The following is a 13,578-nucleotide window of genomic DNA, read 5'->3' as shown; positions in this document are numbered from 1 at the left end:
TCGGAGGCGTCGTCTCGAATGGCGTCGGCGGTGTGAGTAGCGAGTTGCCGCACGATCGCGGCACGCTGCCCTTTCGTTCGATAGGGCAGTCTTGCCTGAGAGGCGGGAAGTTTGTGCGCATAAACTCCCGGAAGCCGAGGCGGTCGATCGCGCCGTGCGACGGGAAGGCCGGCGCTTCTGGGCGTGTGTGGATAGCGGTATGCCCTGCCCCGGGGACGCCGCGTCGAGGTGTGTCACTGAACCCGCGTACGTCGACACAACGCGCTGTCCGGTCGCTGCGTTTATGCGCATAAACCGCGAGCGATAGACGGCGAGCGGTGGAGGATCACATCTCGGCCGCGCCGGAATCCCGTGTGCGGTGACCTGAAGGCTAGGCAGCACACCAACACAGGCAGCACACCAACGCACCGAAGTGTCCGCACGCACGGCACCCCAATCGCAAGGCACCTCACCCGGCAATCACACGCTTTATGCGCATAAACCACTCGACCTACGACGCACCCACCCGCATCCTTTACGGTCCGAAACGCCGATCGTATTGATCTGGCGTGAGGGCATTTATTCACCGCCCCGCGATAGAACCTCGCCCACCTTTATGCGCATAAACCCACTAATTCATTGACGCGTATCCCGATCAGCACTCCCCTCTCACGATCCGTCGCCCCGTCTTGTCCACCTGCCTCTACGAAGCAGCGAATCCAGGCCTGATCCCGCGTCGCCTGCCCCGCCAGGCCCGCGACGCAGACTGGCTACAATACAGGGCTCTCCCCTTCTGGCCTGAATGATGATCACGATCTACCACAACCCCCGATGCTCGAAGTCGCGCGAGACGCTTGCGTTGGTCGAGTCGCTGAATTCCACCGGTGCGCCGTTGAATGTCGTGGAGTACCTGAAGACACCGCCGACGGTCGAGGAACTGGAAACGCTGCATCGGCAGCTTGGCCGCCCGGTTCGCGACATGCTGCGCGACGGTGAGGAGCCGTACAAGGCGCTGAACCTTGCCCGCGCCGATCTGACCGATGCGCAAGCCTACGCGGCAATCGCCGCTCATCCGATTCTGCTGCAGCGGCCCATCGTCGTTTATCGCGGCAAGGCAGCCATCGGCCGGCCGCCTGAATCCGTGCAGGCGCTGTTCGAATAATTCTTGCCCGCCGTATTTTTCTGATTGCGTCAGCCCGGCGCAATCACTCGCGCAAGCGCCGGCAATCGAGGCCGGTACGATCGCCGGGCAGCACGCCACCACTCACCACCGCCCCGACGATCGCAGTCACGCGATCCAGGCCTAGCTTTCCCCGGACGACGCACCGTCATCATCCGGGGCAGGCCCCCGCCCCGCCGCTGCCTTCGCGGCCGTCCGCAACAGCGCGATCTGCCCGCGATAGGCCCTGCAGCCGCTGCAGGTCGGCAGGTGTACCCGCACCTGCAGGCGCTCATGCAGGGTCAGATGCCGGTCGAGCGCATCCGACAGCAGTCGCGTCACGTCAGTACATTTCCCCGGCAGCATCTTCGGTCGTCAGTCCTTGTTCGCTCAGGCAGGTTCGCAGGCGCGTGCGCGCCCGATACAGCAGCACGCTGCAATGATTCGTCGTCAGCGTCAATTCGCTGCAGATGTCCGTCATTTCGACGTCGAGGAATTCTCGCATCATGAAGACGCGCCCGATCTGCTCCGGAAGGTGATCGAGGCACGCCTGGAACAGCGCCCAGAACTGCTGCTGCTGCAACAGCGTTTCGGGGCGAGGCCACGGCCGCGGCTTCGCATGCGCGGCCCAGTGCCCGTTTTCCTTGAACAGCTCGCGATCGAGCACGGATTCGCCGTCGAGCTCGGCATCGAGCGCGGACAGGCTCACCGTCCGCTGCCGCGCGCGCAGCACGTCGATCAGCTTGTTGCGCAGGATGCCGAACACCCAGGTCTTGTGGGCCGACAGCCCCGCGAAATCGCCCGCATGCGACCACGCGGCGGCGAGCGCTTCCTGCACGGCATCTTCGGCCGCGTCGGCATCGCGGAGCTGGAGTCGCGCGAAGCGCAGCAGGTCGCGCCGCAGCTGCGCGAGATAGGCGGGGTCGTCGTAGGCGGACGGCATGTCTGGTTGCGTGTCTCGAGGCAAGGGCACTTGCGCCGCCCAGCAGGCGCGTCGCGGTGCGAGCAGCTTACTGGGCGCCGTGTCGGGCTGCAATGCATGTTCCGTCACGAATTCACGAAATCGGCCGGCGCGCTGCGCTATGCTTGCCGAACCCTGTGTCGCGTGTCGGCGACGACCCGCGGCGGGCGATCTGTAACGTCAGAACATAACGGCCAAGTTATCCACAATTTCTGTGGAAAACCTTGTGGAAAGTCGGCCGGACGGCCCCGTGGGACGGTTCGCGGGCTGGCTTGCCTATAAACAGACCTTTGTCGCTCGTTCGGAAGCAATCAATCCGATTCCTCACTCACCGGAAGGAGAATGCCATGTCCTATCGCATTGCTGTGGTCGTCGGCAGCCTGCGTCGCGCTTCGTGGAACCGCGCGCTCGCGCACGCCGTGATCTCGCTCGCCCCCGCCGATTTTTCGTTCGAGTTCGTCGAGATCGGCGAGCTGCCGCTGTACAGCCAGGACTATGACTCGGATTTCCCTGAAGTCGCGAAGCGCTTCAAGCAGTCGATCGAAGCCGCCGACGCGCTGCTGTTCTTCACGCCCGAGTACAACCGGTCGATTCCGGGCGTGCTGAAGAATGCGATCGACTGGGGTTCGCGCCCGTGGGGTTCCAACTCGTGGTCGGGCAAGCCGGGCGCGGTGCTCGGCACGTCGCCGGGTGCGACGGGCACCGCCCTCGCGCAGCAGCACCTGCGCAATGTGCTCGCGTACCTCGACGTGAAGACGCTCGGACAGCCCGAGATGTTCATCAAGCACGACCCGGCGCGCATCGACGATCAGGGCCAGATCTTGAGCGAAGACACCCGCAAGTTCCTGCAGGGCTTCGTCGATCGCTACACGGGCTGGGTTCGCCTGCTGAAGTCGGCCTGAGCGTCGCACTCGTTCATGCCGCCGGCGCCGGCCCGCACGCAGCGGGTCACGTGCCGGCGTGCCGCGCGTCGCGCGCTTCGCGGATGCCCAGCAGGATCTCGTCGAGCAGCGCGATGTCGAACGGCTTCGACAGCACGCGGACGTTGACGGTGCGCGTGCGGTCGAGCTCCTCCGCGTAACCCGTGACCAGGATCACGGGCAGCTTTTCCGGCCGCTGGTCGACCGCTTCGGCGAGGTCGATGCCGTTCAGGCTGCCCGGCATGTGGATATCCGAAATCACGAGGTCGAACGCATCGTTCGCGGCTGCGCCTTCGATCAGGCGCAATGCGTCGTCGGCGGTGGGCGCGTAGGTCACGCGGTGCCCGAGCAGCGACAGCAGCGCTTCGGTGCCGGCCGCGACTTCGCTGTTGTCCTCGACGAGCAGCACGTGCAGGCCGGCGAGCGCGCCTGTCCCCGCGTCGTGCGCGATCGCCGGCGGCCGCGCGACGACATCCTCGGCGCGTGCACGCGGCAGGTAGAGGCGCACCGACGTGCCGGCGCCGACCGCGCTGTCGATCGTCGCGAGGCCGCCCGAGCGTTCGCAGAACGCGAACACCTGCGGCAGGCCGAGCCCCGTCCCCATCCCCTGCGCCTTCGTCGTGAACAGCGGTTCGAACGCGCGCGCGAGCACGTCGGGCGCCATGCCCGACCCCGTATCGTCGAGCGCGATCTGCACGAAATCGCCGGTCAGCGGAAAGCCGTCCTCGCGACGCAGCGTCACGTTGCGCGCGCCGACCGTGAAGCGGCCGCCGGCCGCCATCGCGTCGCGCGCGTTGACCGCGAGGTTGATCACCGCGAGTTCGAGCTCCGCGACGTCGACGCGAATCGGCCAGACGCCGGGCTCGATCGCGACGACCAGCGACGATTTCGAGCCGAGTGAGGTCTTCAGCAGTTCGCGGCACGTGCCGACCCATTGGCCGACGTCGATCGTCTCGTTGTGCAGCGGCTGCTTGCGCGCGACGCCGAGGAGCTGGCGCGTGAGCGACTGCCCGTTCTTCAGCGCGCGTTCGATCGCGCCGAGTTCCTTGTCGAGATGCTGGACGCCGCGCCGCCGCACGATCTGCACGTTGCTCGAGATGATCATCAGCAGGTTGTTGAAGTCGTGCGCGACGCTGCCGACGAGGTTGCCGAGCGCCTGCATCTTGCGCGACTGCCGGTACGCCGATTCGATCGAGCGCCGCATCGATGCTTCGGCCTGCCAGCGATCCCACGCCTCCTCTTCCGCCTTCAACCGCTTGAGCGACAGCCAGATCACGGACCACAGCGCGATCGACGGCGCGAACATCGAGATGAACAGCACGCTCAGGTGTTCGTACCATTCATGCCAGATCGCCGACGTGCGGTACGCGCACGTCACGTAGACGGGATAGCTGCCGACCTGGCGGTACGCGACGATCTCGCTGCTCGCGCCGTCGTGGCGCACGCGCACGACGCCGGCGCGCGGATCGTTGCGCGCGTCGCCGAACGTGACGGCACGATCGGTGTGCGCGAGTGCGGGCGGCGGCGGATACGACGCGATCACCGCGCCGTCCGAGCGTGCGAGCGCCATCGTCATCGGCGTGCTGGCGCCGCCGAGCAGGTCGCGGTAGAACGCGTTGAAATACGACGACTTCAGCGCGATCGACACCATCCCGGCGAACGAACCGTCGCTATGGCGCCGCGCGACGCCCGTGTTGAACACGGGAATGTTCTCGAGCTTGAGCGGCCCCATCATCAGCCGCGAGATGTGTTCGATCACCTTGCCGTCGCGGATGCCGGTGAAGTCGTCGCGGTTCGCGATCGACGCATAGGGCGCCGGATAGTAGAGGCTGTTCGCGAGCAGCATCCCGCTCGCGCCGAAGATCGATACGGCGGCCACCTGCGGATAGCCGCCGCCGATCGTGTTCAGCGCTTCGTGGATGTCGGACTCCCGGTTGCGCACGGTCGCGTCGTCCATGTCCTGCACGAGATCGACGATGCGCGCATCGAGCGTCTCGCTCAGGTCGAACACCTTCAGCGCGTGCTCTTCGGCCACCCGCACGGTGCGCATCGTCACGTCGCTCGCGGCGGCCTCGCGCGTCTTCAGGTCGCTGTACGCCATCACCATGACGTAGATGCAGGGCAGCACGATCGCCGCGACGAGCAGCACGATCAGCGTCACGCGGCGCACCGCGAAATCGTGCTCGGGCGCACCGGACGCATAGTTGCCGTCGTCCTGCCAGTCGTCGGCGGGTGGAGAGGCGGGAGCGTGGGAGTCGGCGGGCCGGTCGGACGTCATCGAAGAAGCGGGTGAGGCGGAGGTGCCTGCCATCATAAACGAGTTGCGACGGCCCGCCGAACGGCCCCGGACGCCAGTAATCCTGTCGATTCCGACAGGGGGAAATTGTCAGATTGAAAACGCGACGAATCCGGCAGCGCAAACGTACACAAGGAAAAATTTTGCGTGCTTATCTCGAAAATGGTCGCGACTGTTTTCGGAATGGCGTGCGTTTGGATCGATTCTGTTCGAAATGGTGAATATGGCGAGTTGCACCGCCTCCGGTTTACTCAGAGAATCGCGCCTTGCTTTCCCTATGACAGATATATGCGCCCGCGCGCGGCCGCCAGGCGGTTGCCCGTGCCCGAACGCATGGCGCCTCAAGAAGTGCGCCGCGCGGTCGTTAACGCGAGAGAGACCACTCCGTATACCGCATCGCCCCATGTCTTTGCCGATTGTAATTGCCGACGATTCGCTGCTCGCTCGCAAACTTCTGACAAAGGCGCTGCCGGGAGGCTGGGACGTCGATGTCGCGTATGCCGCGAATGGTCGAGAGGCCCTGGCGCTCTATCGTGACGGCAAAGCTTCCGTAATGTTTCTGGACCTGACGATGCCCGACATGAGCGGCTATCAGGTCCTGGAGACACTGCGCCACGAAGATCTGAACACGTTCGTGATCGTGGTATCCGCCGATATCCAGCCGCAGGCGCAAGCACGCGTGCGCGAATTGGGCGCGATCGCATTCGTTGCCAAGCCCGTGACGTCGGAGGCGTTGCTGCCCATTCTCAAGGAGTATGGGTTGTATGCCTGACTCGGTGTTCACGGCGGAGCAACGCGACGCGTTGCAGGAGATCGCCAATCTTGCAATGGGCCGCGCCGCCGCGCGGCTCGCGTTGTTGCTCGGGCACTTCATCGAGCTGTCGGTGCCGCGCGTGCGGGTCGTGAAAGCGACCGACGCGGGCGATGCGCTGCGCGAGATGACGGGCATCCACGACAACGTGACCGCCGTGCGCCAGGGTTTCCGTTCCGACATCAAGGGCGAGGCGATCGTGCTGTGCCGCACCGCGGGCATCGCGCGGCTCATGTCGGTCGTCGACCGCACGTTCGGCGACGGCGTGTACGGCGGGATGGCGACGCCCGACGAAGTCGTGTTCGACGTCGCGAACGTGCTGATGGGTGCGTGCGTCGCGTCGATCCTCGACGAGCTCGGCCGCAAGCCCGTGTTCTTTCCGCCGGGGCTGCTCGGCGCGAACGTGTCGTTCGACGACGTATTCCAGCCGACCGAGCTGGCATGGAGCGTGGCATTGCTGCTCGAGGTGAACTTCGGGCTCGAGGACCACGCGTTCCGCGCCCACTTCGTGATGCTGATGGCCGAGGATTCGATCCGGCTGATGGGCGACGCGCTCGACGCGTTGCTGTCCGCGCTATGACGGCCGCCACCCCGTCGCTGAGCGACCTCGTGATCGAGCGGGTCGGCTTCGGCCTGTTCGTGCTCGACCGCGCGATGACCGTGCTGATGTGGAATCGCTTCATGCAGGACCACAGCGGCATCCCGGCCGCCGACGTGATCGGCCGCAACCTGTTCGACTGCTTTCCCGACCTGCCGCGCGCATGGCTGTCGCGCAAGCTCGAGAGCGTGTTCCAGCTCGGCAGCTTCGCGTTCAGCTCGTGGGAGCAGCGGCCCTACCTGTTCCGCTTCGAGCACGACCGGCCGATCACGGGCGGCGTCGACTACATGCAGCAGGACTGCACGTTCATGCCACTCACGCGCGGCCGCGACGTCGAGGCCGTGTGCGTGACGATCTCGGACGTCACGCATGTCAGCGTGATGCAGCGCGAGCGCGAGGAAGCGGTCGCGAAGCTGCGCGAACATGCGAATCGCGACGGCCTGACCGGCATCGCGAACCGGCGCTTCTTCGAGGCGCGGCTCGGCGACGAATTCGCGCGCTGGCAGCGCTACGGCGGCGACCTGTCGGTGCTGCTGTTCGATCTCGACCACTTCAAGACGATCAACGACCGTTTCGGGCATGCGGCCGGCGACGCCGTGCTGCGCGAGACGGCGCGACGCGTCGCGTCGATCGTGCGCGCGCAGGATACGTTCGGCCGCTTCGGTGGCGAGGAATTCGCGCTGCTGCTGCCGTGCACGAATCTCGACGAGGCGATGCGCGTGGCCGACAAGGTGCGCGATGCGATCGGCAGCATGCCGGTCGACGCCGAGGGCGTCAGCGTGCCGGTGACGGCGAGCGTCGGCGGCGCGCGTGCGAAGACGGGTGCGCCGACCTGCGACGTGCTCGTCAACGAGGCCGACGCCGCGCTCTATCGCGCGAAGCGGCTCGGACGCGACCGTTCGGTCGCCTACGCATAGGCGCACCCGGGCTCGCGCCCGCCCCGCCCCGCTGAGCGCGGAGCGGATGCGCGCAGCGCGTGCCGCGCTCAGCTTTTCGCGATGTCGGCCAGCACGCCGGCCAGTACGGCCGGCTGCGACATGAACGGCGAATGGCTGCTGTCGAGCTGGTGCACGTGGGTCGGGTTGTCGGGCGTGAACGCGTCGGCTTCGTCGATGAAGCGCTGCTGCAGCGCGGGCAGGATCACGCGATCCTGCAGGCACTTGATGTAGTGGCGGTCGATCGCGCCCCAGCGCGTGGTGGTCGTCGGGATCGCGGTCGCGAACGGCGCGGCCGGCACGTCGCAGGTCATCAGGTTCGCGACGGCTTCGAAGTCGGCCTGCGGCACGTCGTCGTACAGCGCGCGCTTCGCGGTCTCGCGATACGCGGCGTCGCCGCTGCGCGGATCGATGCGCAGCGCACCGGCGACGCGCGGGCTCGCCAGCATCAGCGGGCCGAGCATTTCACCCTTGTTCTCGGGCGCGCGCACGTAGTCGAGGCCCGGCACGCCCGACGCGGGCATGAAGGCCGCGAGATAGACGATCTTCGCGATCTTTTCCGGCGCGCGTTCGGCGGCCGCCGTGATCGCGAGGCCGCCCATGCTGTGCCCGACGAGCACGACCTTGCCGTGGCCGAGCGCGTACGCGTCGTCGACCGCCTGCATCACCTGCGTGGCGTAATCGTCGAGCGTCGTGTTCGCGACCGGCGACGGCTCGGCGCCGAACGCATCCGGGTCGAGCGGGCGTGCGAGGTACGAAGCGGGAAAGCGGGCATTGATGCCGTGCGCGGGCAGGTCGCGCGCGATCGACAGGTGGCCGCGTGCGGCCAGCGCGGCCGCGACGTGCGCGTAGCACCACGCGCCGTGCCAGGCGCCGTGCACGAGCACGAAAACGGGATGATCGGACTGCGGGGTGGCGCTTGCGTTCGTCTCCATGGTGTCCGGGTATCGAGATTTTGAGAAAGGTGTCATCTTAGACGAACCCGCGCGCGCCCAGACGAGCCGGACTCGATCTGTCCCTCTTGTCTCGTACAGGCCACATTTCATCCGTATCCGATTTGAATTTATCCCGAAGCACGCTAATTTGTTGCTTTGCCTGCGATTGCGCCCCATGAACGTCGACTATCTCTTCTACCGGAAGCCGGACAAACCCGGCCCCTATTCGCTCGACGACCTGGGCGACATCGCGCCGCCGATCGGCCCGGGCGACCTGGTGCGCGCGGGCATCGCGCGCGTGTTCGCGCAGATCGACTGGCAGGAGTCGCCCGATGTGCCGGGCGCGTGGTTCGGCACGGGCGGCGCGGTTTTTCAGTACACCGCGGAGCCCGACGGCCGCGTGACGAGCTTCATGGGCTCGCGCCTCGAACGCCGCTCGATGCTGCAGCTCACCCGCGAAATGGGGCTCATTGCGCTCGACCTGCAGCGCGACATCGTTTACGGCTGACGCGCCGCCGGCGCCCGTTCCCGCCCAGGCCGGACGCGCTTGCCTGTCAACGGCTTCCGGCAGGCCGTCGCACGCGGCGCGTGTCCGCCATCGAACTTCAAAGATTGCTATACTTTCGCCCAATTCCGGCTTCCGGCCGGTAATTTGTGCCTGTCTGCGTCGATCGTTCGCATATCTCGCACGCATTTGACACCCTGACCATCCCAGCCGGGCATGGCTTCTTCAATCGCCCCGCGTGGGTGTCTCCGTGGAGCTCGTCTTGGCCGTTTCCAATTCCGTCGTGGACGAACAAGAAACCGACGCCGCTGCCGTCACATCGGGCAGTTCTTTCTATCTTGCGATGCGCATCCTGCCGGCCGTGCAGCGCGACGCGATGTTCCAGGTTTACGCGTTTTGCCGCGCGGTCGACGACATCGCCGACAGCGACCTGCCGCGCGCCGAGCGCAACGCGGGCCTCGATCGCTGGCGTGCGGACATCGACGCGTGCTTCGCCGGCCGCCCGCCGCGCCACCTGGCCGCGCTCGACCGCGAAATCCGCGCATTCAACCTGCAGCGCGACGATTTCCACGCGATGATCGACGGGATGGCGATGGACGCGGTCGAAGACATCTGCGCGCCCGACGAACCGACGCTCGACCTCTTCTGCGATCGCGTGGCGAGCGCGGCCGGCCGGCTGTCGGTGAGGATTTTCGGGATGCCGGAAGCCGAAGGGATCACGCTGTCGCATCACCTCGGCCGCGCGCTGCAACTGACCAACATCCTGCGCGACATCGACGACGATGCGGCGATCAACCGTTGCTACCTGCCGCGCGAGCTGCTCGCGCGCGAAGGCATCGCGATCACCGACCCGGCGACGATCGTGCGCAATCCGGCGCTGCCGCGCGTGTGCGCGACGCTGGTCGAGCGCGCGCTCGAGCATTTCCGCCAGGCCGACGCGGTGATGGATACCTGCCCGCGTGCGCAGGTGAAGGCGCCGCGCATCATGTCGGGCGCGTATCGCTGCATTCTCGAAGCCGCGATCGCACGCGGCTTTGCCTTCCCGCGCGCACCGCTGCGCAAGCCGAAGGCGCGCATGCTGATGATCGCCGCGCGCTACGCGCTGTTCTGAGCCGACCGAGTCGATGCCCAGGACCGTCCACGTGATCGGCGCCGGCGTTGCCGGCCTGTCGGCCGCGGTCGAACTGCAACGCCGCGGGCGACGCATCGTGCTGCACGACGCGCACGCGCATGCGGGCGGACGCTGCCGCTCATGGTTCGACGGGACGCTGAACACGACGCTCGACAGCGGGCTGCACGTGGCTTTCGCGGGGCAGCCGGCGACGCAGCGATACTTGCGCGCGATCGGCGCGGTCGACCAGCTCATGGGGCCCGCGCTGCCTGAATTCCCGATCGTCGACGTCGCGTCGCAGCAGCGCTGGACGCTGCGCTTCGGCAACGGGCGCTGGCCGTCGTGGCTGTTCGATGCCGCGTCGCGCGCGCCGGATACGACGCCGCTCGACTACCTCGCGCTCGCCCCGCTCGCGTTCGCGCGCATGGGGCGCTCACTCGCACAGACGATGCGATGCGACGGCATGCTGTGGGAACGTTGGCTGCGGCCGTATTTCCTCGGTGTGCTGAACGTCGAGCCGCGCCACGCGAGTGCCGAACTCGCGCGCGCGGCGCTGTACGGCACGTTTGCCGCGGGCGGCCCCGGCTGCCGTCCGCTCGTCGCGCGCCACGGCCTCGGCAGCGCATTCGTCGAACCGGCGCTGCGGATGCTGCAGCACGGCGGCGCGCAGATCCGGCTGAGCTCGCGGCTCGACGCGTTCGAATTCGGCGCGCACGGCAATGCGGTCGATGCGGTCTCGGTCGGCGGCGAGCGCATCGATCTCGCGCCGGGCGACGCCGTCGTGCTGGCCGTGCCGCCCGAGGTCGCGCAGCCGCTCGTGCCTGAGCTCACCGCGCCCGATACGTTCAGCGCGGTCGTGACCGCGTATTTCGCGGTCGACGCGCCGGCCGGCAATGCGCTGCAGACGGCCGTCGTGAACGGCGTCGTCGATGCGGTGCGCACCGGCGGCGGCCAGCTCGCGGCGACGATCCGCGACGCGGGCCGCTGGCTCGACACGCCGCGCGACACGCTCGCGCGGCGCATCTGGGAAGACGTCGCGCGCGTAACAGGCGCGAACCCGGAAACCATTCCCGCGTGGCAGCTCGTCGTCGAGCCGCGCGCGGGCTTTGCGGCGGTGCCGTCGCAGGAAATGAAGCGTCCGGCCGTGCGTACGCGCTGGACCAATCTTGTGCTGGCAGGCGACTGGATTGCCACCGGCTTGCCCGCCACGATCGAGGGCGCGATCCGCTCCGGCCAACTGGCCGCGGACGTGCTCCAGACACAGTAAGTAAAAGAGGGACCGATGAACGATCTCACCGAAATGGCTACCCTGTCCGCCGGCACCGTGCCGGCCGGCGTCGATACGGCCGTCGCGCGTGCGACCGACGCGCTGCTGGCCGCGCAGAACGCGGACGGACACTGGGTCTACGAACTCGAAGCCGATTCGACGATTCCCGCCGAATACGTGCTGCTCGTCCACTATCTCGGCGAGACGCCGAATCTCGAGCTCGAGCAGAAGATCGGCAAGTATCTGCGCCGCATCCAGCAGGCCGACGGCGGCTGGCCGCTGTTCACCGACGGCGCGCCGAACATCAGCGCGAGCGTGAAGGCGTATTTCGCGCTGAAGGTGATCGGCGACGACGAGAACGCGGAGCACATGCAGCGTGCGCGTCGCGCCATCCACGCGATGGGCGGCGCCGAGATGTCGAACGTGTTCACGCGCATCCAGCTCGCGCTGTACGGTGCGATTCCGTGGCGCGCGGTGCCGATGATGCCGGTCGAGATCATGCTGCTGCCGCAGTGGTTCCCGTTCCATCTGTCGAAGGTGTCGTACTGGGCGCGCACCGTGATCGTGCCGCTGCTCGTGCTGAACGCGAAGCGCCCGATCGCGAAGAATCCGCGCGGCGTACGCATCGACGAACTGTTCATCGATCCGCCCGTCAACGCCGGGCTGCTGCCGCGCCAGGGCCACCAGAGTGCCGGCTGGTTCGCGTTCTTCCGCGTGGTCGATCATGCGCTGCGCGCGGTCGATGGCCTGTTCCCGAACTACACGCGCGAACGCGCGATCCGTCAGGCCGTGTCGTTCGTCGACGAACGCCTGAACGGCGAGGATGGCCTCGGCGCGATCTATCCGGCGATGGCCAACTCGGTGATGATGTACGACGCGCTCGGCTACGCGGAAGATCACCCGAACCGCGCGATCGCGCGCAAGTCGATCGAGAAGCTGCTCGTCGTGCAGGATGACGAAGCGTATTGCCAGCCGTGCCTGTCGCCGGTGTGGGACACGTCGCTCGCCGCGCATGCGCTGCTCGAAACGCGCGACGCGCGGGCCGAGGACGCCGCGATCCGCGGCCTCGAATGGCTGCGCCCGCTGCAGATCCTCGACGTGCGCGGCGACTGGATCTCGCGCCGCCCGCACGTGCGGCCCGGCGGCTGGGCGTTCCAGTACGCGAACGCGCACTACCCGGACGTCGACGATACGGCGGTGGTCGCGGTGGCGATGGAGCGTGCGCAGCAACTCAAGCAGAACGATGCCTATCGCGATTCGATCGCGCGTGCGCGCGAGTGGGTCGTCGGGATGCAGAGCAGCGACGGCGGCTGGGGCGCGTTCGAACCGGAAAACACGCAGTACTACCTGAACAACATCCCGTTCTCGGATCACGGCGCGCTGCTCGATCCGCCGACGGCCGACGTGTCGGGGCGTTGCCTGTCGATGCTGTCGGAGCTCGGCGAGACGCCGCTGAACAGCGAGCCGGCCCGTCGCGCGCTCGACTACATGCTCAAGGAGCAGGAACCGGACGGCAGCTGGTATGGCCGCTGGGGGATGAACTACGTGTACGGCACGTGGACGGCACTGTGCTCGCTGAACGCGGCCGGCCTGACGGCGGACGATCCGCGCATGAAGCGCGGCGCGCAGTGGCTGCTGTCGATCCAGAACAAGGACGGCGGCTGGGGCGAGGACGGCGACAGCTACAAGCTGAACTATCGCGGCTTCGAGCAGGCGCCGAGCACCGCGTCGCAAACCGCATGGGCACTCCTGGGCCTGATGGCGGCCGGCGAGGTGAACAACCCGGCGGTGGCGCGTGGCATCGACTACCTGATCGCCGGGCAGAACGAAGAGGGCCTGTGGGATGAGGCGCGCTTCACGGCGACGGGCTTCCCGCGCGTGTTCTACCTGCGCTACCACGGCTATCGCAAGTTCTTCCCGCTGTGGGCGCTCGCCCGCTATCGCAACCTGAAGCGCGACAACACGACGCGCGTCACGGTCGGGCTGTAACGCGTGGCGCCGCAATCCACCGGCACGTTGCCCGTCATCGCCGTGACGGGGATGGCGTTCGAGGCGCGCATCGCGCGCGGCGACGGCGTCGAAGCCGTCTTTGCCGCACGGG

General features: G+C 67.2%; 13 protein-coding genes. 9 read left to right on the top strand and 4 right to left on the bottom strand.

The features are described 5' to 3' along the window. Window positions 1–781 precede the first annotated feature (781 nt). Complete coding sequence (gene arsC, locus JYJ84_RS04980; protein ID WP_175222702.1) at window positions 782–1,141, top strand: arsenate reductase (glutaredoxin); 360 nt, start codon at window positions 782–784, stop codon at window positions 1,139–1,141. Window positions 1,142–1,282: 141 nt separating this feature from the next. Here the strand turns inward: arsC and JYJ84_RS04975 are convergent, their stop codons facing one another. Both JYJ84_RS04975 and JYJ84_RS04970 read right to left on the bottom strand, forming a co-directional pair. After that, window positions 1,283–1,504: a zf-HC2 domain-containing protein gene (locus tag JYJ84_RS04975; RefSeq protein ID WP_175222703.1), complete on the bottom strand. Its 222-nt coding sequence runs from the start codon at window positions 1,502–1,504 to the stop codon at window positions 1,283–1,285. Continuing rightward, window positions 1,482–2,081 (bottom strand): RNA polymerase factor sigma-70, encoded by a 600-nt coding sequence (locus JYJ84_RS04970; protein ID WP_122948361.1) that lies wholly within the window; start codon window positions 2,079–2,081, stop codon window positions 1,482–1,484. Before JYJ84_RS04970 ends, JYJ84_RS04975 begins: the two co-directional genes overlap by 23 nt. 365 nt (window positions 2,082–2,446) lie before the next feature. On the opposite strand from JYJ84_RS04970, the gene JYJ84_RS04965 reads away from it, so the two are divergent. Then, window positions 2,447–3,001, top strand: a complete 555-nt coding sequence (locus tag JYJ84_RS04965) for an NADPH-dependent FMN reductase (protein ID WP_043186265.1) — start codon at window positions 2,447–2,449, stop codon at window positions 2,999–3,001. Between the two features lie 46 nt (window positions 3,002–3,047). Here the strand turns inward: JYJ84_RS04965 and JYJ84_RS04960 are convergent, their stop codons facing one another. Further along, complete coding sequence (locus JYJ84_RS04960; RefSeq protein ID WP_175222704.1) at window positions 3,048–5,297, bottom strand: hybrid sensor histidine kinase/response regulator; 2,250 nt, start codon at window positions 5,295–5,297, stop codon at window positions 3,048–3,050. Window positions 5,298–5,718: 421 nt separating this feature from the next. Here JYJ84_RS04960 and JYJ84_RS04955 point away from each other — a divergent pair, with 421 nt between their 5' ends. From JYJ84_RS04955 to JYJ84_RS04945, 3 genes are read left to right on the top strand one after another with little or no spacing between them, the layout of a single operon-like run. Continuing rightward, the gene (locus tag JYJ84_RS04955; protein ID WP_043186270.1) at window positions 5,719–6,087 is read left to right on the top strand and encodes a response regulator; all 369 of its coding nucleotides are present in this window, start codon (window positions 5,719–5,721) and stop codon (window positions 6,085–6,087) included. Further along, complete coding sequence (locus JYJ84_RS04950) at window positions 6,080–6,706, top strand: chemotaxis protein CheC (protein WP_122948358.1); 627 nt, start codon at window positions 6,080–6,082, stop codon at window positions 6,704–6,706. The genes JYJ84_RS04955 and JYJ84_RS04950 overlap by 8 nt, the downstream gene beginning before the upstream one ends. Then, window positions 6,703–7,641 carry a GGDEF domain-containing protein gene (locus tag JYJ84_RS04945; RefSeq protein WP_122948357.1) on the top strand — a complete coding sequence of 313 codons (939 nt, stop codon included), beginning with the start codon at window positions 6,703–6,705 and terminating at the stop codon, window positions 7,639–7,641. Before JYJ84_RS04950 ends, JYJ84_RS04945 begins: the two co-directional genes overlap by 4 nt. 68 nt (window positions 7,642–7,709) lie before the next feature. Here the strand turns inward: JYJ84_RS04945 and JYJ84_RS04940 are convergent, their stop codons facing one another. Continuing rightward, window positions 7,710–8,594 carry an alpha/beta fold hydrolase gene (locus tag JYJ84_RS04940; RefSeq protein WP_122948356.1) on the bottom strand — a complete coding sequence of 295 codons (885 nt, stop codon included), beginning with the start codon at window positions 8,592–8,594 and terminating at the stop codon, window positions 7,710–7,712. A 175-nt stretch (window positions 8,595–8,769) separates the two neighbouring features. Between JYJ84_RS04940 and JYJ84_RS04935 the strand changes: the two genes are divergently transcribed. From JYJ84_RS04935 to shc, 4 genes are all read left to right on the top strand, one after another. Next, window positions 8,770–9,102, top strand: coding sequence for a hypothetical protein (locus JYJ84_RS04935; RefSeq protein ID WP_122948355.1), 333 nt, complete (start codon window positions 8,770–8,772; stop codon window positions 9,100–9,102). A gap of 259 nt (window positions 9,103–9,361) precedes the next feature. Beyond that, window positions 9,362–10,210 carry a presqualene diphosphate synthase HpnD gene (gene hpnD, locus JYJ84_RS04930; RefSeq protein WP_122949661.1) on the top strand — a complete coding sequence of 283 codons (849 nt, stop codon included), beginning with the start codon at window positions 9,362–9,364 and terminating at the stop codon, window positions 10,208–10,210. A gap of 13 nt (window positions 10,211–10,223) precedes the next feature. Then, complete coding sequence (gene hpnE / locus JYJ84_RS04925; protein WP_122948354.1) at window positions 10,224–11,477, top strand: hydroxysqualene dehydroxylase HpnE; 1,254 nt, start codon at window positions 10,224–10,226, stop codon at window positions 11,475–11,477. A 15-nt stretch (window positions 11,478–11,492) separates the two neighbouring features. After that, window positions 11,493–13,466: a squalene--hopene cyclase gene (gene shc / locus JYJ84_RS04920; RefSeq protein ID WP_122948353.1), complete on the top strand. Its 1,974-nt coding sequence runs from the start codon at window positions 11,493–11,495 to the stop codon at window positions 13,464–13,466. Window positions 13,467–13,578 lie beyond the last annotated feature (112 nt).

The organism is Burkholderia sp. LMG 13014, from assembly GCF_905232215.1.
Taxonomy (GTDB): domain Bacteria; phylum Pseudomonadota; class Gammaproteobacteria; order Burkholderiales; family Burkholderiaceae; genus Burkholderia.
This window is presented reverse-complemented; position numbering and strand designations above follow the sequence as displayed.

Coding starts and splice junctions, on each gene's coding strand:
- arsC (WP_175222702.1), top strand. CDS start 782: ATGATGATCACGATCTACCACAACCCCCGATGCTCGAAGTCGCGCGAG.
- JYJ84_RS04975 (WP_175222703.1), bottom strand. CDS start 1,504: ATGCTGCCGGGGAAATGTACTGACGTGACGCGACTGCTGTCGGATGCG.
- JYJ84_RS04970 (WP_122948361.1), bottom strand. CDS start 2,081: ATGCCGTCCGCCTACGACGACCCCGCCTATCTCGCGCAGCTGCGGCGC.
- JYJ84_RS04965 (WP_043186265.1), top strand. CDS start 2,447: ATGTCCTATCGCATTGCTGTGGTCGTCGGCAGCCTGCGTCGCGCTTCG.
- JYJ84_RS04960 (WP_175222704.1), bottom strand. CDS start 5,297: ATGACGTCCGACCGGCCCGCCGACTCCCACGCTCCCGCCTCTCCACCC.
- JYJ84_RS04955 (WP_043186270.1), top strand. CDS start 5,719: ATGTCTTTGCCGATTGTAATTGCCGACGATTCGCTGCTCGCTCGCAAA.
- JYJ84_RS04950 (WP_122948358.1), top strand. CDS start 6,080: ATGCCTGACTCGGTGTTCACGGCGGAGCAACGCGACGCGTTGCAGGAG.
- JYJ84_RS04945 (WP_122948357.1), top strand. CDS start 6,703: ATGACGGCCGCCACCCCGTCGCTGAGCGACCTCGTGATCGAGCGGGTC.
- JYJ84_RS04940 (WP_122948356.1), bottom strand. CDS start 8,594: ATGGAGACGAACGCAAGCGCCACCCCGCAGTCCGATCATCCCGTTTTC.
- JYJ84_RS04935 (WP_122948355.1), top strand. CDS start 8,770: ATGAACGTCGACTATCTCTTCTACCGGAAGCCGGACAAACCCGGCCCC.
- hpnE (WP_122948354.1), top strand. CDS start 10,224: ATGCCCAGGACCGTCCACGTGATCGGCGCCGGCGTTGCCGGCCTGTCG.
- shc (WP_122948353.1), top strand. CDS start 11,493: ATGAACGATCTCACCGAAATGGCTACCCTGTCCGCCGGCACCGTGCCG.